Consider the following 18,516-nt stretch of genomic DNA (forward strand, 5'->3'; position numbering starts at 1 on the left):
CAGCGAATGGACTACCCCGGCAACATCTTCGTGGTCGCTGCGCCGAGCGGCGCGGGCAAATCGAGTCTGGTCAAGGCGTTGATGGAACTCGATTCGGCTGTGCAACCTTCGGTCTCACACACGACCCGTCCCCCGAGGGGTCAGGAAAAGCACGGCCGGGAATACTTTTTCGCGTCCCACTCAGAGTTTGACGCCATGGTGGCCGCTGAAGCTTTCGTCGAATGGGCGCACGTTCATGGCCAGCGCTACGGCACGTCTAAAAAAGCCATCGAAGAGCGTATTGCGCAAGGCGCAGACGTCATTCTCGAGATCGATTTCCAGGGAGCGCTGCAGATCCGGAAGACATTCTCGAACGCCGTGATGATCTTCATTCTTCCCCCTAGCTGGGAGGAGCTGCGCTCCCGGCTCGAGCGGCGCGGGGAGGACAGCGCCTCGGTCATCGAGCTGCGATTGAAAAACGCAGCAGAAGAAATGGCCAGGGCCAGCGAATTTGATTTCGTTATAATTAACGAGGTTTTTGAGCGCGCACTTTTCGATCTGAAAGCGATCGTCCACGCTCAGCGGCTTCGCTATTCTGCACAGCGCCGCATACGTGCAAGCACCTTTGCCGCACTGAACATTCCCTGATCCGCCAACCGTCAGCCCACCGCCGAAAGACCCTCATGGCCCGCATCACCGTCGAAGATTGCCTGCAACAAATCCCGAATCGTTTTCAACTCGTGCTGGCCGCGACCTACCGCGCCCGCATGCTGAGCCAGGGACACGCCCCGAAGATTGAAAGCAAGAACAAACCAGGCGTGACCGCGCTTCGTGAAATCGCCGAAGGCAAGATCGGTCTGGAAATGCTCAAAAAGGTCCCCGGCTGACCTGATGCAGACAAGCAACAAGGAAGCACCGCATGCGGTGCTTTTTTTATGCCTGAATGCGTCGACCCGGCTGCCACGCTAAAGTGGCAGTTATGAGTGCGGTCGTCAAGCCCCAATCCGAGGCTCCTCGAAGCCCCCAGCCGAGTCCGGCGGCGCTGAATGCGGCCGCCGCGAGCTTCGCCGCGCTGACCGACCGGCTTGACTATCTTGGCGCCGAGGACATCGACCAAGTTCGCCGCGCCTATCGCTTCGCCGACGAAGCGCATCTGGGCCAGCTGCGCAACAGCGGCGAGCCCTACATTACGCATCCGATTGCAGTCGCTGCCCAATGCGCAGAATGGAAGCTCGACGCGCAGGCCTTGATGGCGGCTCTGCTGCATGACGCGATCGAAGACTGCGGGGTGACCAAGTCAGAACTGATTGAACGCTTCGGAGCCCCTGTTGCGGAGCTGGTCGACGGTCTCACCAAGCTCGACAAACTCCGCTTCAATACGCGCGAAGAAAACCAGGCGGAGTCATTCCGCAAGATGCTTCTTGCCATGGCGCGGGATGTGCGGGTCATCCTGGTCAAGCTCGCTGACCGGACGCACAACATGCGTACGCTGGACGACGCGCCGCGCGAAAAATGGGCGCGCATCTCGCGCGAAACGCTCGAAATCTACGCACCTATCGCGCATCGGTTGGGCCTCAACCAAACCTACAGGGAGCTGCAGGACTTGTCCTTTCGGCACCTGCGTCCATGGCGCTACGCCATTCTTGCCAAAGCGGTCGCGAAGGCCCGAGGACGACGTCGAGACCTTATCCAGAAGGTTCAGCAGGAAGTAGAGACAGCCTTTGCCAACGCGTCGATGAGCGTACGCATCGCAGGGCGCGAAAAAACCCTTTATTCGATTTACCGGAAGATGGACGAAAAGCACCTGAGCTTCGCCCAGGTCACCGATATTTATGGTTTCCGGCTGATCGTGCCCAGCGTGATTTCCTGCTACACGGGGCTTGGCATCCTGCACCAGATGTACAAGCCGCTGCCCGGCAAATTCAAGGACCACATCGCGATCGCCAAGCTCAACGGCTATCAGTCGCTCCACACCACCCTGGTGGGGCCAGCCGGCGTGAACGTCGAATTCCAATTGCGGACCGAAGCCATGCACGTGGTCGCCGAATCGGGCGTCGCGGCGCATTGGCTCTACAAGGCCGCGGAGCCAACGGCGCCGACCAGCGAGCGGCTGGGTGCCAAGTGGCTCCAGTCGCTGCTCGACATCCAGGATGAGACGCGCGACGCGGCCGAATTCTGGGATCACGTCAAGGTCGATCTCTTTCCTGATGCGGTCTATGTCTTCACGCCGAAGAGTCAGATCATGGCGCTCCCGCGTGGCGCGACCGTGGTGGACTTTGCCTATGCGATTCACAGCAACATCGGCGACCACACCTCGGCCGCGCGCATCAACGGCGATCAGGTTCCGCTTCGCACCGAACTCAAGAACGGAGACGTCGTGGAGATCATCACGGCGCCCGTTTCGACGCCCAATCCTGCGTGGCTGGGTTTCGTGCGGACCGGGCGGGCCCGCTCCAAGATTCGTCACTATCTCAAGACGCTCGCGCATGCAGAGTCCGAAGGGTTGGGCGAAAAGCTGCTGGCGCAGGCTCTGCGCGCCGAAGGTCTCGGGAATCTGCCGGTCGACGACGCCGAGCATCAACAACTGTGGGAAAAGCTCCTGCGGTTCACCGGCAACCGAACGCGGGCCGAATTGCTGACCGACATCGGACTGGGCAAGCGCATCGCAAGCATTGTGGCAAAGCGGTTGATGGCGCTGATGGCCGAACGTGGCGAAAAGCCCGATGCGCTGATGCTGAGTCGTGAGCGATTCGCGGCGCATGATGCCGTTTCGCAAGGCGCTGTCACGCTGGACGGCAGCGAAAACTCATCCGTGCGCTTCGCACTTTGCTGTCGCCCTATTCCGGGCGACCCGATCGTGGGCTATCTCGGGCACGGCGAAGGCCTGGTCGTGCACACGGAGGAATGCGGTGTCGGCCAGCGTCTGCGCTACAAGGACAGCGAACGATTCTTCGCGGTCGAATGGGCAGATGATCCGGTCCGGGCTTTTGAAACGGGAGTGGTCATTACCGTTCGCAACGACAAGGGCGTATTGGCGCGGGTCGCCGCTACGCTCGCGGATACCGAGGCCGACATCACGCACGTGGAGATGGCGGATGAGACTCCGCAGGACTCCACCGATTTGCGCTTCGTGATCGCGGTGCGCGACCGCACGCACCTCGACGTCGTATTGCGCGCTGTTCGGCGGACCTCCTCAGTCCTTGCCGCTACCCGGACGGTGCCGGTCCCCTGAATCTCAGCGGCTCAATGGGGTCCGTCCGAAGGCGGCGGATAGCTCACCGACAGCACTTCGATCTCATGCACGCCGCCCGGCGTGGCGAGTTTGACGACATCTCCCTCTCTGGTTTTGAGGAGCGCGCGCGCGATCGGCGAAATCCAGCTGACTTGTGACTGAGCGCTATCGGCTTCATCGATGCCAAGAATCGTGACCGAACGTTCGTCGCCGTTCTCGTCCGCATACAGCACGGTCGAACCGAAGAACACCTGGTCGCTGCCGTGATGCACTGACGGATCGGTGACTTCGGCGACCTCGAGCCGTTTGGTGAGAAAACGAATCCTGCGGTCGATCTCGCGCAGGCGCTTCTTGCCGTAAAGGTAGTCGCCGTTCTCCGAGCGATCTCCATTCTTCGCGGCCCAATGGACCGCTTCGACCACCTTCGGACGCTCCGTGTCCATCAAATCGAGCAATTCGGATCGCAGCCGCGCGTAACCAGCCGGCGTGATGTAGTTCTTGCCGCCGGCCGGAAGCGGAGGCAGAGCGCTGCCTTCTCCGCTTTCATCGTCGTCGGCGTCGTTTTCTTTCGTGAATGCCTTGCTCATTGCTCCAGCCTTCGACCCACAGGAAAATCGGGCGCCGGTTGTATCACACCGGGCGATCGTCGGTCGCTGGAAATTGCCCTTGCCAGAGGGCCGCAGGGTCAGCCAGACTGCTGCTCGGGCGCGGACGCGTCTGAGGTGTCCGAGACTGGCAGGGACTGCTCGACTTGCCGAGAGATGTCCGGAACAACCAATCTCTTCCCTTGCTCTCCAAGAGCAATGCCCTTGACGAGATGGCGCGGCAAATGATGTGTTCGCTTCAGGCGAGAAAGTGCCTCGCTGCGAGCAGGCTCGGAGACTGGCAGGAACATTTGCAATGAGCTCATCTTGTTGTCCCCAAAGAAGGCCAGGAAGGAAACGTGGGACCCTCCATCTGATGGATAGAGGGTAGTCACTCCAAGCAGCGCTGGCTTCGCCGTCAACGATTATGGCCGCGGGTAAAAGGCTTGGCGCTTTCGGCCCTGAGCGCGGTAGTGTCAACGGCATAGTCGGCCGGGAGCGCCACTTACATCAGGTGACGTAGTTCTGGACACAAGCGGCCGGAGACGCTCACAATGAACGCTCTCCTCTGGACTCCAAGGTCCTTTCGCCCGCTTCGGCGGGCTTTTTCATGCGCCGGGAAGAACCTGCGAATACGGCCGCACCAAAGAAAAAGGGTTAGCTCGCGTCAACGAGCTAACCCTTTATTGAGATGGTGCGGCTGGCAGGAATTGAACCCACGACCCCTTGGTTCGTAGCCAAGTACTCTATCCAACTGAGCTACAGCCGCACAGCTTGCAAGTATAGCATTCAAAACTGGACACTTTTTCTCGATCCAGAGCTTCACGCAAGGCAAAGAAAAAAACGGGGTGGTAGGCCGTGCTGGGCTTGAACCAGCGACCAACGGATTATGAGTCCGCTGCTCTAACCAACTGAGCTAACGGCCCACGCGATCCGGATTCTAGTGGGACACAGGCGCGCACTCCTGCTTCCTTTACTTCGCTACTTCCGATGGCTCAAAGCGTTCGTGACGAGCTTCGACGTGATGTCGACGATCTGGATCATCCGGTCGTACGGCATTCGAGTCGGGCCGATGACGCCCAAGGTCCCCACTACTTGACCATCGACCTCGTAGTTCGCGCTCACGATCGAGAGGTCGTCGAACGGCACGACCTGGCTTTCGCCGCCGATGAAGATGCGCACACCTTCGGCCTGGCTGGAAACGTCCAGCAGACGCATCAACTGGGCCTTTTGCTCGAACAGTTCGAAAGCACGACGCAAATGGCCCATGTCGCTGGAGAAATCGGTGACCGCAAGTAAATTGCGCTCTCCGGAGATCACTACTTCGTCCTGCGCCTCGGTCAGGACTTCCGAGCTCACTTTGACGGCCGCCTGCATCAGTTCCGCGATTTCGCCGCGCAGTTGCTCGACTTCCGACTGCAGTCGGTCGCGCACCTGCTCGATCGACAGCCCCGCATAGTGGGCGTTGATGTAGTTCGATGCCTCCACTAGCTGCGATTGCGAATAGTCGGCCTCGGGAAAGATGACCCTGTTCTGCACGTCGCCATCCGGCGAGACGATGATCACAAGCAATCGGCGATCGGAAAGCCGGAGAAATTCGATCTGCCTGAAGATGGAGGCGCGCCGCGGGGCCATGACAACCCCGACGAATTGCGAAAGGCTCGACAGCAAGTTCGCGGCATTGGCGATGACCTTCTGCGGCTGGTCCGGGGCAAGGCTTGGCGCGGCGAGGTGTTCACGTTGCGCCGTCAGCATGGTGTCGACAAAAAGCCGATAGCCGCGTGCCGTGGGGATGCGGCCTGCCGACGTATGTGGGCTTGCGATCAACCCGAGGGTCTCGAGGTCGGACATCACGTTGCGGATCGTCGCGGGCGAAAGATCCAGTCCAGAGGCGCGAGACAGAGTGCGGGAGCCGACGGGCTGGCCCTCGGCGATATAGCGCTCGACGAGTGTCTTCAGCAGCAACTTGGCGCGATCGTCCAGCATCGGGCAATTTTAATGTTGTAATTTGTAGATGGGCCCTCGCTTTCGTCACGTCGCACTCATTGGCAAGTACCAGGCTTCTGGTGCTCGGGCGCAATGCGGCGCTCTCGACGAAGTCATGGAGGGCATCGGCGCGTTCCTCGAATCACAAGGCTGCACTGTCTTTGTCGAGCAGTCCCAGGCGGAAATCGTCGAAGTGAGCCGCTACAAGGCGCTCACCGTCGAAGAAATCGGGGAAGAGTGCGACCTCGGCCTGGTGGTCGGAGGCGACGGAACCATGCTCGGCATCGGACGGCAGCTCGCGCCATACGGTGTTCCACTGATCGGCATCAACCGGGGGCGCCTCGGGTTCATCACCGACATCGCACTGGACAACTACCAGGCGACGCTGATTCCAATGCTTGCCGGCGAATACGAAGAGGACCACCGCAGCCTCATGCACGCGCAGGTAATGCGCGAGGGCGTGTCGGTCTTCGACGCCCAAGCCATGAACGACGTGGTCGTGAATCGCGGCGCCACATCCGGAATGGTGGAATTGCGAGTAACGGTCGGCCGTCATTTCGTGGCGAACCAGCGGGCAGACGGAATGATCATTGCGTCGCCGACGGGGTCGACTGCCTATGCGCTGTCGGCGGGCGGGCCTTTGTTGCATCCGGCTGTCCCAGGCTGGATCCTTGTGCCAATCGCACCGCACACCCTTTCCAACCGCCCGATCCTGCTCCCGGATGCAGAAGAAATCTCCATCGAGCTCGTTGGCGGACGGGACGCGAGTGCCAATTTCGATATGCAATCCCTCGCATCGCTGGTCATCGGAGATCGGGTCCTTGTGCGCCGCTCGGACTACCGCGTGCGGTTCCTGCACCCCCGAGGCTGGAGCTACTTCGACACGCTGCGCAAGAAACTGCATTGGAACGAAGGAGGTTCCTGACATGGCATTGCGCCGTATCGCATTGCGCGACTTCGTGATCGTGCGCGCCCTCGAAATCGATCTCTCCAGGGGCTTTACCGTCCTCACCGGTGAAACCGGCGCAGGCAAATCGATCCTGGTCGACGCGCTTCAACTCGCGCTTGGCAATCGCGCAGACGCCGGTGCCGTGCGCGAAGGTGCCGACCGCCTGGACGTCAGCGCAGAATTCGACGCCGACCCGGCGCTGAGTCCCTGGATGGACGAAGGCGGATTCGAGGCTGGCGATTCCCTGCTCCTTCGAAGGACAGTCGATCTACAGGGGCGCAGCCGCGGTTGGATCAACGGCAGTCCCGCCACCGCCACGCAGTTGCGTGAACTCGGCGACCACCTGCTCGACATCCATGGTCAGCATGCGTGGCAAAGCCTGACTCGTCCTGATGCGGTTCGAGGTCTGCTCGATGCCTATGCGGGCGTCACGACCACCACACTGGAAGCTGCATGGCACGCCTGGCGGCAAGCCATTTCCGCACTGGAAACCGCGCGATCGGCGCAGGATTCCCTGCAGCGCGAGCGTGAGCGGCTCCAGTGGCAAGTCGCCGAGGTCATGAAACTCGACCCTGGCACGGACGAGTGGGAAGAGCTTTCGGCGAGCCATGCGCGCATCTCCAATGCCCAGGCCCTCATTGAAGCCGCCGAGGGCGCATGCTCCGCCCTCGAAGACGACGACGGCGGAGCGCTGTCCGCGCTGAGCCGTGCGGTGACGCTGCTGCAGAACTGCGATCACATCGAACCCGAGTTCAAGGTTCTAGGCGAGGTTCTGGCCTCGAGCGTCGCGCAAGCCGCGGATGCCGCTCACTCGCTGCACGGCTATCTCCGGCAGGCTGACACGGACCCCGAGAAGCTCGCCGAACTGGACGAGCGGATGGGTCTCTGGATGTCGCTTGCCAGGCGCTACCGGCGGCAACCTGCCGAGCTTCCGGTCTTGCTGTCCGGGTGGCAGTCCGAGTTGGAAGCGCTCGATGCCCAAAGTGACATCGGTGCGCTCGAACGTGCCGAACTGGCTTCGCAACAAGCGTACATGAAAGAAGCGAAGGCCTTGGGCAAGGCGCGCAAGCAGGCCGCACCGCGGCTCGCGCAGGCGGTCACGCAGGCCATGCAAGAGCTTGGAATGAAAGGCGGCCGGTTCGAAGTGGCACTTCAACCGCTGGCGCAACCCGGCAGGTCGGGCCTCGAAGACATCGCATTCCTGGTCAGCGGGCATGCGGGCAGCACGCCGCGCTCTATCGGCAAAGTGGCCTCCGGCGGCGAGTTGTCGCGCATTGCGTTGGCCATCGCCGTGACCACCAGTGAACTCGGCGAGGCGCAAACCCTCATCTTCGACGAGGTGGATGCCGGCGTCGGCGGCGCGGTCGCTGAAACCGTCGGGCGACTCATGAGGCAGTTGGGTCGTGACCGGCAAGTTCTTGCAGTCACTCACCTGCCGCAAGTCGCTGCCTGTGCCGATCACCATCTGGTGGTTGCGAAGCGACAGACGGCCGCCAAGGGCCAGGACGGTCTTCGCACGGAAAGCGGAGTCTCCGTCCTGGACAACGAAGGCAGGGCGCAGGAAATCGCGCGCATGCTGGGCGGGGAACGCGTGTCGCAGACCTCGCTGGCGCACGCTCGCGAGATGCTGGGCAACAAGACACCGGAGACTTCCGCATGAGTCTCGAACTCGTGCTGATCACAGGAATGTCCGGCTCGGGCAAGTCTGTGGCCCTGCACGCGCTCGAAGATGCCGGCTACTACTGCGTCGACAACCTGCCGCCGGAACTGCTCGCGCCTTTCGTCGCATTGCAGCAGCAACAACAGACAGCGCGGGTGGCGATCGCCATGGACGTGCGCAGCGGCGTTTCGCTGCCGCTCGTCCCGCAGCAACTCGAAGGCTTGCGGCGAGAAGGCGTTTCGCTGCGCTCGCTGTTCCTCGACTCGACGACGGACGCGCTGGTGCGGCGCTACTCGGAAACCCGTCGCCGCCATCCGCTGTCCCGGCAGGAAGGCCACACCTACGCACCCGAGCAACAGCGCGTGCTGACGCAAGCGATCGACCTGGAGCGCGAACTGCTCGCCGACCTGCGCGATGGTGCCGATGTGATCGACACCAGCATCATTCGGCCAGCTCAACTGCAGAGCTACATCAAGTCGCTGATCGCGGCGCCCGAGAGCGCCCTCACTCTGGTGTTCGAGTCATTCGCCTTCAAGCGCGGCGTGCCGCTCGATGCCGACTACGTCTTCGATGTCCGCATGCTTCCCAATCCGCACTATGTGCCCGCGCTGCGTCCGTTGACGGGTCGCGATGCGCCAGTCATCGAGTGGCTGCGCGAGCACGACGACGTCGCGCGCATGTACGACGACATCGCGCAATTTCTCGGAAGATGGCTGGACGCGCTTGCGCGGGACCACCGCAGTTATGTGACAGTAGCCATCGGCTGTACGGGCGGACAGCATCGGTCTGTTTTCCTGGTCGAGCAACTGGCGCGCGGCTTCGGCTCAAAATGGGCCGCACTCAAGCGGCACCGGGAACTCGACGGATCCTGAGCGCGGTTGCGCGATGGCGCGATTGCGGTCGGCTCAACCAGCGTTCAAGAGCAATTTGCGCACCGGCGCGGGCATGCCGAGCGCCGGCCACTGGCGATCGTCGAACCATGCTCCGTCTTCGCTCAGCGTCGAGGGTGCGCGGCAAACGACCGCAACCGGATGCAAATGAAGGTCCTTGTGCGTCAATACATGAACAAACCCGGCTTCGTCACGTGCCTGCTTGCGATCGGCGGCGGAGAGTTTGTCAATCAACGCTTCGCGGGAATCAAAGACGGGCAGGCAATAGAGCCCTGCCCATATCCCTCTGGCGGGACGCTTCTGGAGCCATACGCGCCCCTGATCGTCACGGGCACTCAGCATCCATAGCGACTCGGCACTGCGCCGCAGCTTGCGCGTTTTGACCGGATACCTCTCCGGTGCACCTTCCCGTCTGGCAACGCACGCATCTCCCACCGGGCAGATGATGCAACTCGGGTTGCGCGGAAGACAAACCGTGGCGCCCAGGTCCATCAATCCCTGCGTATAGCGGGCGATGGCTTGCTTCTGCGTGGCCGGCGGCAACAGCTCGGTCGCTTCGTTCCAGAGCGTGCGCTCCTGGGCCGAGGAAGACAGGTCGCCCTCAAACCCCAGCACTCGCGTGAGCACCCTCTTGACGTTCCCGTCGAGGATGGCGACGCGCTCCCCGAAACAGAAAGCCGAGATTGCAGATGCCGTGGAGCGGCCGATGCCAGGAAGTGTCTGCAATTGTGCTGCCGTACTCGGAAACTCCCCGCCAAAGCGCGCGATGACTTCCTTTGCACACAGATGCATGTTGCGGGCGCGGCTGTAGTAACCGAGTCCGCTCCACAGCCCCATCACTTCATCTTCAGGCGCTGCAGCGAGCGCCCCGACAGTCGGAAAGCGCTCGAGGAAACGCGCAAAGTAGCCGAGCACGGTTGAAACCTGTGTCTGCTGCAGCATCACCTCGGAGAGCCAGACGCGATAGGGGTCTTGCGTGTTCTGCCATGGAAGCTCACTGCGCCCATGCGTGTGCTGCCAGGCGACGACAGTTTCTGCGAAGGCGGGCGCGATGAGTTGCGCCGGCGACCGAGAGCCTTCAGACCGCACTGAGCTCACTGCGCGCCGGCACGGCGCTGGGCGTCTCATGGCTCACGAGCAACGTTGTGAGCTCGCCCAAGCGGCGATGCAATTCAGCCAGATTGCTCTCTTGGGCGGCCAGCTCCGCCAAGCGCTCGTCGAGGCTGCCGGCAGCTCCCTGAATGCGTTCGACGGCCTCGATCCGCTTTGTGAAGGTGCGGCGCCGCTCCTTCAGCTGAGCATCCAGTTGTGCGCCAGCGCCTTTGCTCCAGCGCTCGACCTCGGTCATGGCCGCTTCGTTGACGACGCGAAGACGGCTTGCCAGCGCGCGCACCAGCTTGTCGCAGAAATCGGGCTGCGACAACTTGAGCAGATTGCCGACGCCGAGATAGTGCGTGTGGCTGCGCTCGATCTGAGTCAGCTGCTGCTCGAAACCCGTGAGATCCGGCTCGGGCGGAGCCTGGAGCGTGAAGCCGTGCTCTGCATTGAGCTGCCGGAAGGTGGCATGCAGCATCGCCTGGATCTCGGCGGTGGTCGCCTGGACCTCGCGCAAATTATTCCGCAGCGCGTCGAAGGTTTCGCCGTACACCTTGCGCACGTTGAACTTGATGCCGCGCCGCTTCAGGGCCGCAGACAAGCGGCCCATGTCCGCTTTGAGCGCGGTGCTCCCGAGGACTGCATACACCTCCCGCAGCAACTTTCCCTGCACGGATCGCAAGGCAAGGATGCGCGTATTGCTGCCTTCGAACTCGGTTTGCTCCTGTTCGATGCGCACCCGCATGTGACGGATCACCGAGCCATTCTTGCCGCGTAGGCCCTGCAATTCGAGCGCCTGTTCCGACAGGTCTCGCTGGCGCACGTGCAGGATGCGGGCTGCCTCTGTGCGGAGGGCTGCGATGCCGGCATCGACCGCCAGCCGCAGCATTGTTTCTCGCTTGCCGAGCAATCCTTCACCCAGCACGGCTTCCAGCGCGGGAAGGCGGCTCGCCTGAAGCAGGGGCACGTCCCGGCGGATCTTTGCTTGCAAGCCCTTCTGGGCCGAAACCGGGAGTACCTGCGAAAGCGGCACGCCGAGCAGTTCAGCCGCGCCCTTGCGCTGTCTCTGGATCTGGGCGTCGACCTGGGCGGGCGTGCTGAGAATGTCCCACATCGTGTCGATCTTGTTGAGCACTACGATGCGGGTTTCGCTCACATCGCCCTCGGTGACCAGGTGCTCGCGCCAGATCGAAAGATCCGAGCGCGTCACGCCGGTATCGGCGCCGAGGATGAACACAACCGCGTGAGCCTGCGGGATCAGGCTCACCGTCAATTCTGGTTCGGCGCCGATGGCATTGAGCCCCGGGGTATCGAGGATGACCAGCCCTTGCTCCAGCAACGGATGCGGCATGTTCAACAAGGCATGCCGCCAGCGTGGAATCTCCACACGGCCATCAGAATCGGGGACCGGGTTGTCGTCGGGCGCGTCGTCGCTCCAGAAGCCAAGTGCCTGAGCCTCTTGCACTGGAACCCAGCGCACCTCGGCGACCTTGCTCATTGCCTGCGACAGTTGCTCTGCGTTGTCGACATCGATAGCGATTTCGGTCCAGCGCCCCGGTTCGTCCCGCCAATGCGAGAGAGAGTACGCCTCTAGTCGGGTTTCGATCGGTAGCAACCGCAGGCTGGCCGGATGCGTGGCGTCGTAGCCCAGCTCCGTGGGGCACATTGTGGTGCGCCCGGCGCTCGCGGGCATGATGCGGCGCCCGTAGCCTGCAAAGAAGATCGCGTTGATCAACTCGGATTTGCCACGCGAGAACTCTGCGACAAACGCGACCATGACCTTGCTGGTTCGCAGTTGCGACTCGACGTCCCGCAAGCGCTCCGCAACGCTCTGGTTCAGCAGTTCGTTTTCGTTCAGCCAACTGGCAAGCCACTTCAAGCGGTGCGCGAAATTGCGCCGCCACGCACCATGCTGGTCGAATTGCTGATTAAAGGAAGCAGTCAAGGGGACAAATGTAAGGAGGATTTACAAAATATAGCATCGGCAGGGCTTTTGAAGGCCAATCGCCTGTGCTGCTTCAGTACTTTTGGCAGTTCGGGCAGAAATACGTGGACCGCTGCCCCTGCCGCACCTGACGGATTGGTGACGCACAGACTCGGCAAGGTTCACCCGCGCGCCCGTAAACGTTGGCTTCCAACTGAAAGTAGCCACTCTGCCCGTCCGTGTTCGAAAAGTCACGCAGGGTGCTTCCCCCGCGCTCGACGGCTCGCGCCAGAATCTCGCGGATCGCTGCATGCAGGCGCAATGCGCGGGGCCGACTGATCCGCGACGCAGCAAGCGTCGGGCGTATTCCGGCGGCAAACAGCGCTTCGGAGGCATAGATGTTTCCGACGCCGACCACCACTTCGCCCGCCAACAGCACCTGCTTTACTGGCGCCTTTCGACGGCGCATTCCGGCCAGAAATGCATCGAAGTCGAAGGCTTCACCGAGCGGCTCCATCCCCAGTCCGCCCAGCAATTTGCGCGCGAGCGGCGAAGCCTCGTGGTCAACGTACACCACCGCACCGAAGCGGCGCGGGTCGTTGAGGCGCAGGACCCCTTGATTCGTCGCGAGGTCGAAGTGGTCATGTGCGCCCGAAGGCGGCAGAGAGGCATCGAAACGCAGGCTGCCGGACATTCCGAGGTGCATGAGAAGAAGGCCTGAGTCAAGATCGACAAGCAGGTATTTCCCGCGTCTGCGCACGGCCTTTACCGTTCGCCCGACCAGAAAGGCGGGATCGATGCCGAGCTCCCAGCGCAACGGCTTGCCTACGCGCACAGCGTCGATGCGGGCTCCAATAATGCGATCCGCAAAACCGCGGCGAGTGACTTCAACTTCAGGTAGTTCGGGCATGGGAGCAAGCGTGGGACGATCCGCGAGGACATCGGCAGATATCGAAACCCCCGCCCGCCATCGCTCAGGAGCCTGGATTATTATGGTCCGATGACCTTTCCGCTTCGTCGATCCCGCCTTGCGGCGGCTGCGCTCTTTGCTCTGACCACGCTTGCGGCCCAGGCCCAGACAGAACCGCAAAAGCCTCCACTCCCAAGCGACCTCACACCCTTGATCGAGCCTGCGAAGACGCCGCAAACAGCCGCCGCCGCGGCCAGTGCCGACAAGTCGGCGCCGCTGTCCTCTGCCATGACGGCCGAGCTTTTCTACGAGGTACTGGTCGGCGAACTTGACTTGCGGTCCGGAGATCCCGGCGGTGGCTATGCCCAGATACTCAATGCTGCCAAGCAGGCTCGCGACGGCAAGCTCTTCCAACGTGCCGTCGAAATCGCCGCTCAGGCGCGCTCTTGGGACGCGGCGCTTGCAGCGACGCGCGCCTGGAAAGAAGCAATCCCCGAGTCGCGCGATCCGAGGCGCCTTGAATTACAAATCCTGATCGCGCTCAACCGGATCAGCGAGACGGTCGAGCCGCTGCGAGCCGAAGTGGCCGCAACCCCGCAGATCGAGCGCCCTTTGCTGATGGCCGTGATCGCGCGCAACTACGCGAGAGCCACGGACAAGAAACTCGCCGCATCGGTCGTCGAGCAAGCCCTCGCAGACGACCTCAAGAGCCCCGCCACGGGTGGGGCCGCATGGGCGGCTGTCGGGCGCCTGCGCCTTGCCGCGGGCGACACCGCAGGAGCGCTCGATGCGGCCATCAAGGGCCAGGAAATGGATCCGGCTTCGGAAGGTCCGGCACTGCTTGCGCTGGACTTGATCGATCCCTCCCAACCGCTTGCGGAGCCGATCGTTCAGCGCTACCTCGCAAATCCCAAGGCGCAGCCAGAAATGCGCATCGCCTATGCCCGTGTACTGGTCGAAGGACGGCGCTATTCCGACGCAACTGCGGAACTCGCCGCCCTCACCGTGGCACGCCCCGAATTGCCCGAGCCTTGGCTTCTCCTCGGCAGCCTTCAGGCGCAGGCGCGCCAGGACGCGGCGGCCGAGGCGTCGCTGAAGCGCTACATCTCGCTCGTTGGTACACAGGGAGACGACGAGGCACGCGATCGCGGACTGACGCAAGCCTATCTCCTCATGTCGCAACTCGCCGAGCGCCGCAAGGACTTTGCGGGCGCTGACAGTTGGCTTGCGCGCATCGACAACTCCGAAGACCTGGCGGCAGCACAAGTGCGCCGCGCGTCATTGCTGGCCCGGCAAGGCAAGTTGCCCCAGGCCCGCGAACTGATCCGCAGCCTGCCCGAGCGCACGCCCGAGGAGAAGAAGCAAAAGTTCCTGGCCGAAGTCCAGCTGCTGCGCGATGCCAAGCAATACCAAGCTGCACTGGACATGCTCGCGCAGGCCAGCGCAGCGGCGCCCTCGGACACCGACCTCATCTACGACCAGGCGATGGTTGCAGAAAAGCTGAATCGTATGGACGAGATGGAGCGCCTCCTGCGTCGCTTGATCGAACTGAAGCCCGACAACCAGAACGCCTACAACGCGCTGGGCTACTCGTTCGCGGATCGGAAGGTCCGCCTTGAAGAAGCTCGGACACTCATCCAGAAAGCCGTCCAGCTTGCGCCTGACGATCCTTTCATTGCAGACAGCCTCGGTTGGGTCGAATTCCGGCTTGGCAACACGGGCGAAGCCACACGAATCCTGGAAGACGCCTACAAGCGCCGGCCCGACCCCGAAATCGGGGCGCATCTGGGCGAGGTGCTGTGGGCGGCGGGGCAGCGAGACCGTGCGCTTTCCATCTGGAAAGAGGCCTCGCTGGCCGATGCTGACAACGAGACGCTGCAGGAAACGCTCAAACGCCTGCGCGTAAGACTTTGAATCGGCGCTCACTCTTGTCGACCGCCTGCGCTGGCGCGTTGATCATCTCGGGCTGCGCAAGCCCCCGCCGCAACGACGCGCTCGACGCCAGTGCCGAAGCGTGGAGCGGAAGGTTGTCGCTGCGCGTCGACAGCCAGCCTGTGCAGACCTTCTCCGCGCTCTTCGAATTGCGGGGCATGCCCCAGGCCGGCGAACTAACGCTGACCAGCCCCATCGGCAGCACTCTGGCGCAGCTTCACTGGTCGCCCAGAGAGGCCTTGCTCAAAAACGGCGCCAAGACACAGCGTTTCGATTCCGTGGACGCGTTGATCGAGGCAGCGACGGGCGCGGCCATCCCCGTGGGCGCCCTGTTCGCCTGGCTCGCGGGCCGGAACGAACGCGTTCCCGGCTGGCGTCCGGATCTTTCACGCGTCGGCATAGGCCGCTTGCAGGCCACCCGCGAATCGCCAGAGCCGCGAGCCGACCTGCGCATCGTCTTCGAACGCGCATGAAGGCAATCTACGATCTGCCCGCGCCCGCGAAGCTCAACCTCTTCCTGCACATCACGGGGCGAAGGGCAGACGGATACCACCTATTGCAGTCGGTTTTTATGCTCATCGACTGGTCAGATTCGCTGCATGTCGAGCGCCGAAGCGACGGTGCGATCAGCCGGGAAGACCTGACGACGAAGCTTCCTGCCGAGGACCTCGTCGTTCGCGCCGCACGAGCCTTGCAGGACTTCTCGCAGACGAACTACGGCGCTCACATCGCAATCGCCAAGTACGTGCCCGCGCAGGCGGGAATGGGGGGCGGGTCTTCGGACGCGGCCACGTGCCTCATGGCATTGAATCGTCTTTGGGGCTTGAATCTGCCGCTGGCTCGACTGGAGCAGATCGGCCTTACGCTTGGTGCCGACGTGCCCTTTTTTCTTCGCGGGCGAAACGCTTGGGTCGAGGGGGTCGGCGAATCAATCACGCCGATCAACTTGCCTTCCGGTCGCTTCGCGGTCGTCAAGCCAACTGATGGCTTGGACACACCGTTAATTTTTGCAGCACCTGATCTCCAACGCGCAACTCCGGCTGCTATACTCTCGGGCTTTGCTGCACATAGCGAAGCGAGAGCAGATAGTTTCCGCTTTGACTTTGGTCATAACGACCTGCAGCCGGTCGCACAACGGCTTTGCCCCGCGGTCACTGACGCCATCGAATGGCTCGGTCACCAAGGTTTGGAAGCCCGTATGACCGGTTCGGGAAGCTCGGTATTTGCAGCAATGTTGCATGAAGCCGAACTCGCAACGGCCCCGGAGGGCTGGCAGGTTCGAAAGTGCAACAACTTGGCTGTTCACCCACTGATGGGGTGGGCGGTCTAAATGGTTTAAACATCAGGGCGCTATATGCGGTCTGATGTTGGTAGTCAGGCCGCGCGCGGCCTGGTGCGACATATCGGTTGATGGCATTTGCCATTGACCCGTGTAGGGGAGTCGCCAAGCTGGTTAAGGCACTGGATTTTGATTCCAGCATGCAAAGGTTCGAATCCTTTCTCCCCTGCCAAATCCTTTCACGAGATTTTTGGCGGCTCCTTAAAGAGCCATTTCGCATTGCCGGATGCACTTAGCCGGGACGCTCATGCAGGCTCACAACCCTGATTTCATGGTTTTCACCGGCAACGCCAATCCAGGGCTTGCCGCGGAAATTTCGCACCACCTAGGCACCTCGCTGGGCGCAGCTCGCGTCGGTCGTTTCTCTGACGGCGAAGTCACTGTCGAGATCAACCAGAACGTGCGAGCGCGCGATGTTTTTGTGGTCCAGTCGACTTGTGCTCCGACCAACGAAAACCTGATGGAGCTTCTCATCATGGTCGACGCACTCAAGCGCGCGTCGGCCGAGCGCATCAGTGCGGTGATCCCCTACTTTGGATACGCGCGGCAAGACCGTCGCCCGCGCTCCAGCCGCGTGCCCATCTCGGCCAAGGTCGTTGCCAATCTTCTGGAAACCGTTGGCGTTGCCCGCGTGCTCACCATGGACCTGCATGCCGATCAGATCCAGGGTTTCTTCGATATTCCCGTGGACAACATTTACGCATCGCCAGTGCTGCTTGGCGATCTGCGTCAAAAGAACTACGAAGACCTGATCGTGGTTTCGCCGGACGTTGGCGGCGTGGTGCGCGCCCGCGCGCTGGCCAAGCAACTGAATTGCGATCTCGCCATCATCGACAAACGCCGTCCGCGCGCCAACGTGAGCGAAGTGATGCACGTGATCGGCGAAATCGACGGCCGCAACTGCGTCATCATGGACGACATGATCGACACCGCTGGCACATTGGTCAAAGCGGCGGAGGTGCTGAAAGAGCGTGGCGCGAAGAAGGTCTATGCCTATTGCACCCACCCGATCTTTTCGGGTCCCGCGATCGAGCGAATTACCCAAGGATCCGCCCTCGACGAGGTGGTTGTGACCAACACGATTCCCCTCTCCGATGTTGCAATGGGTTGCGGAAAGATTCGCCAGCTCTCGGTCGCGCCGCTCATTGCGGAAACGATCCAGCGCATCGCCAAGGGCGAGTCGGTCATGAGTTTGTTCTCGGATCAGGAAAACCTGTTCTGAGCAAAAAGCCGGGCTTCCTTTCGGAAGCCCTTTTTAAACCGGAGTCGCACTGGTCGCGGTCGACTTCCACAGGAGTGAGTTATGAAATTCGTCGCTTATGAGCGCGCAAAGCAGGGCACGGGTGCGAGCCGCCGTCTCCGCATTTCGGGCAAGACGCCCGGTATCGTCTATGGTGGTGAAGGCCAGCCCCAGCTGATCGAACTCGATCACAACGCGCTGTGGCACGCCCTCAAGAAGGAAGCCTTCCACTCGTCCATCCTCGAAATGGACCTCGGTGGCAACACCAGCAAAGTGCTGCTGCGTGACGTGCAGTACCACCCGTTCCGTCCGCTCGTGCAACACGTCGACTTCCAACGTGTCGACGCGCGTACCCGGATGACCGTCAAGGTGCCGCTGCACTTCAAGGGTGAAGAAGAGTCCACCGCCGTCAAGCTCGACCACAATCTCGTGAATCACGTGATGACCGAACTCGAAGTCAGCTGCTTGCCCGCAGATCTGCCCGAGTTCATCGAAGTCGACCTTTCGAGTCTGACCAAGAATGCCACGATCCATGTCAACGACCTCAAGCTGCCGAAGGGCCTGAAGTACGTGAGCCATGGCAAGGGCAATCCGGTGGTGGTGTCCGCCGTGTCGCCGCTGGTCGCCGAAGAGCCGGCCGCTGGCGCAGAAGGCGCTGCTGGCGCCGAAGGTGCTCCGGCAGCTGCCAAGGCCGACGCCAAGGCACCCGCGAAGAAGAAGTAATTCGCCCCTTCGCTGTTGCGTCCGATGGCCCGCCCTGTGCGGGCCATCTCTTTTTGAGGCCGCACCAAACCCG

General features: G+C 62.0%; 16 protein-coding genes and 3 tRNA genes. 12 read left to right on the top strand and 7 right to left on the bottom strand.

Annotation, left to right across the window (positions count from 1 at the left end; all coding sequences use genetic code 11):
• Positions 1-6: 6 nt before the first annotated feature.
• From gmk to AC1DSF_RS00240, 3 genes are all read left to right on the top strand, one after another.
• Positions 7-627, top strand: a complete 621-nt coding sequence (gene gmk / locus AC1DSF_RS00230) for a guanylate kinase (protein WP_478124721.1) — start codon at positions 7-9, stop codon at positions 625-627.
• Between the two features lie 35 nt (positions 628-662).
• Positions 663-866, top strand: a complete 204-nt coding sequence (gene rpoZ / locus AC1DSF_RS00235; protein ID WP_093162973.1) for a DNA-directed RNA polymerase subunit omega — start codon at positions 663-665, stop codon at positions 864-866.
• A 92-nt stretch (positions 867-958) separates the two neighbouring features.
• A complete protein-coding gene (locus AC1DSF_RS00240) occupies positions 959-3,211 on the top strand; it encodes a RelA/SpoT family protein (RefSeq protein ID WP_478124722.1) in 2,253 nt (750 codons plus the stop codon).
• Between the two features lie 11 nt (positions 3,212-3,222).
• Here AC1DSF_RS00240 and greB read toward each other — a convergent pair whose 3' ends face one another.
• From greB to hrcA, 4 genes are all read right to left on the bottom strand, one after another.
• Positions 3,223-3,798: a transcription elongation factor GreB gene (greB, locus tag AC1DSF_RS00245; protein WP_478124723.1), complete on the bottom strand. Its 576-nt coding sequence runs from the start codon at positions 3,796-3,798 to the stop codon at positions 3,223-3,225.
• A 689-nt stretch (positions 3,799-4,487) separates the two neighbouring features.
• A tRNA-Arg gene (locus AC1DSF_RS00250) sits at positions 4,488-4,564 on the bottom strand.
• Positions 4,565-4,644: 80 nt separating this feature from the next.
• Positions 4,645-4,721: transfer RNA gene (locus tag AC1DSF_RS00255), tRNA-Ile, on the bottom strand.
• 55 nt (positions 4,722-4,776) lie between these two features.
• The gene (gene hrcA, locus AC1DSF_RS00260; RefSeq protein ID WP_478124724.1) at positions 4,777-5,781 is read right to left on the bottom strand and encodes a heat-inducible transcriptional repressor HrcA; all 1,005 of its coding nucleotides are present in this window, start codon (positions 5,779-5,781) and stop codon (positions 4,777-4,779) included.
• Positions 5,782-5,809: 28 nt separating this feature from the next.
• On the opposite strand from hrcA, the gene AC1DSF_RS00265 reads away from it, so the two are divergent.
• Genes AC1DSF_RS00265 through rapZ form a run of 3 tightly spaced genes read left to right on the top strand, consistent with a single transcriptional unit; the run spans position 5,810 to position 9,262 of the window.
• Complete coding sequence (locus AC1DSF_RS00265; protein WP_478124725.1) at positions 5,810-6,706, top strand: NAD kinase; 897 nt, start codon at positions 5,810-5,812, stop codon at positions 6,704-6,706.
• A 1-nt stretch (position 6,707) separates the two neighbouring features.
• Complete coding sequence (gene recN, locus AC1DSF_RS00270; RefSeq protein ID WP_478124726.1) at positions 6,708-8,390, top strand: DNA repair protein RecN; 1,683 nt, start codon at positions 6,708-6,710, stop codon at positions 8,388-8,390.
• Positions 8,387-9,262, top strand: coding sequence for an RNase adapter RapZ (gene rapZ / locus AC1DSF_RS00275; protein ID WP_478124727.1), 876 nt, complete (start codon positions 8,387-8,389; stop codon positions 9,260-9,262). The genes recN and rapZ overlap by 4 nt, the downstream gene beginning before the upstream one ends.
• 33 nt (positions 9,263-9,295) lie before the next feature.
• Here rapZ and mutY read toward each other — a convergent pair whose 3' ends face one another.
• The 3 genes from mutY to mutM all read right to left on the bottom strand — a co-directional run bounded on the left by mutY (position 9,296) and on the right by mutM (position 13,209).
• On the bottom strand, positions 9,296-10,333 hold the full coding sequence (gene mutY / locus AC1DSF_RS00280) for an A/G-specific adenine glycosylase (protein WP_478125267.1): 1,038 nt from the start codon (positions 10,331-10,333) through the stop codon (positions 9,296-9,298).
• A gap of 25 nt (positions 10,334-10,358) precedes the next feature.
• The gene (locus AC1DSF_RS00285; protein WP_478124728.1) at positions 10,359-12,320 is read right to left on the bottom strand and encodes a dynamin family protein; all 1,962 of its coding nucleotides are present in this window, start codon (positions 12,318-12,320) and stop codon (positions 10,359-10,361) included.
• 73 nt (positions 12,321-12,393) lie between these two features.
• A complete protein-coding gene (mutM, locus tag AC1DSF_RS00290; RefSeq protein WP_478124729.1) occupies positions 12,394-13,209 on the bottom strand; it encodes a bifunctional DNA-formamidopyrimidine glycosylase/DNA-(apurinic or apyrimidinic site) lyase in 816 nt (271 codons plus the stop codon).
• Between the two features lie 90 nt (positions 13,210-13,299).
• Between mutM and AC1DSF_RS00295 the strand changes: the two genes are divergently transcribed.
• The 6 genes from AC1DSF_RS00295 to AC1DSF_RS00320 all read left to right on the top strand — a co-directional run bounded on the left by AC1DSF_RS00295 (position 13,300) and on the right by AC1DSF_RS00320 (position 18,443).
• The gene (locus tag AC1DSF_RS00295) at positions 13,300-15,123 is read left to right on the top strand and encodes a tetratricopeptide repeat protein (RefSeq protein WP_478124730.1); all 1,824 of its coding nucleotides are present in this window, start codon (positions 13,300-13,302) and stop codon (positions 15,121-15,123) included.
• A 14-nt stretch (positions 15,124-15,137) separates the two neighbouring features.
• The gene (locus AC1DSF_RS00300) at positions 15,138-15,614 is read left to right on the top strand and encodes a lipoprotein insertase outer membrane protein LolB (protein ID WP_478124731.1); all 477 of its coding nucleotides are present in this window, start codon (positions 15,138-15,140) and stop codon (positions 15,612-15,614) included.
• The gene (gene ispE / locus AC1DSF_RS00305; RefSeq protein WP_478124732.1) at positions 15,611-16,471 is read left to right on the top strand and encodes a 4-(cytidine 5'-diphospho)-2-C-methyl-D-erythritol kinase; all 861 of its coding nucleotides are present in this window, start codon (positions 15,611-15,613) and stop codon (positions 16,469-16,471) included. The genes AC1DSF_RS00300 and ispE overlap by 4 nt, the downstream gene beginning before the upstream one ends.
• Positions 16,472-16,575: 104 nt before the next feature.
• Positions 16,576-16,652 (top strand) — tRNA-Gln (locus tag AC1DSF_RS00310).
• 75 nt (positions 16,653-16,727) lie between these two features.
• A complete protein-coding gene (locus tag AC1DSF_RS00315; protein WP_478124733.1) occupies positions 16,728-17,702 on the top strand; it encodes a ribose-phosphate pyrophosphokinase in 975 nt (324 codons plus the stop codon).
• An 81-nt stretch (positions 17,703-17,783) separates the two neighbouring features.
• Positions 17,784-18,443 (top strand): 50S ribosomal protein L25/general stress protein Ctc, encoded by a 660-nt coding sequence (locus tag AC1DSF_RS00320; RefSeq protein ID WP_478124734.1) that lies wholly within the window; start codon positions 17,784-17,786, stop codon positions 18,441-18,443.
• The last annotated feature ends 73 nt before the right edge of the window (positions 18,444-18,516 follow it).

It is taken from the genome of Variovorax sp. 01N429 (assembly GCF_056399425.1).

What these genes read in the sequence shown, in the direction of transcription:
- gmk (WP_478124721.1), top strand. Translation starts at nt 7, where the DNA reads ATGGACTACCCCGGCAACATCTTCGTGGTCGCTGCGCCGAGCGGCGCG.
- rpoZ (WP_093162973.1), top strand. Translation starts at nt 663, where the DNA reads ATGGCCCGCATCACCGTCGAAGATTGCCTGCAACAAATCCCGAATCGT.
- AC1DSF_RS00240 (WP_478124722.1), top strand. Translation starts at nt 959, where the DNA reads ATGAGTGCGGTCGTCAAGCCCCAATCCGAGGCTCCTCGAAGCCCCCAG.
- greB (WP_478124723.1), bottom strand. Translation starts at nt 3,798, where the DNA reads ATGAGCAAGGCATTCACGAAAGAAAACGACGCCGACGACGATGAAAGC.
- hrcA (WP_478124724.1), bottom strand. Translation starts at nt 5,781, where the DNA reads ATGCTGGACGATCGCGCCAAGTTGCTGCTGAAGACACTCGTCGAGCGC.
- AC1DSF_RS00265 (WP_478124725.1), top strand. Translation starts at nt 5,810, where the DNA reads ATGGGCCCTCGCTTTCGTCACGTCGCACTCATTGGCAAGTACCAGGCT.
- recN (WP_478124726.1), top strand. Translation starts at nt 6,708, where the DNA reads ATGGCATTGCGCCGTATCGCATTGCGCGACTTCGTGATCGTGCGCGCC.
- rapZ (WP_478124727.1), top strand. Translation starts at nt 8,387, where the DNA reads ATGAGTCTCGAACTCGTGCTGATCACAGGAATGTCCGGCTCGGGCAAG.
- mutM (WP_478124729.1), bottom strand. Translation starts at nt 13,209, where the DNA reads ATGCCCGAACTACCTGAAGTTGAAGTCACTCGCCGCGGTTTTGCGGAT.
- AC1DSF_RS00295 (WP_478124730.1), top strand. Translation starts at nt 13,300, where the DNA reads ATGACCTTTCCGCTTCGTCGATCCCGCCTTGCGGCGGCTGCGCTCTTT.
- ispE (WP_478124732.1), top strand. Translation starts at nt 15,611, where the DNA reads ATGAAGGCAATCTACGATCTGCCCGCGCCCGCGAAGCTCAACCTCTTC.
- AC1DSF_RS00315 (WP_478124733.1), top strand. Translation starts at nt 16,728, where the DNA reads ATGCAGGCTCACAACCCTGATTTCATGGTTTTCACCGGCAACGCCAAT.
- AC1DSF_RS00320 (WP_478124734.1), top strand. Translation starts at nt 17,784, where the DNA reads ATGAAATTCGTCGCTTATGAGCGCGCAAAGCAGGGCACGGGTGCGAGC.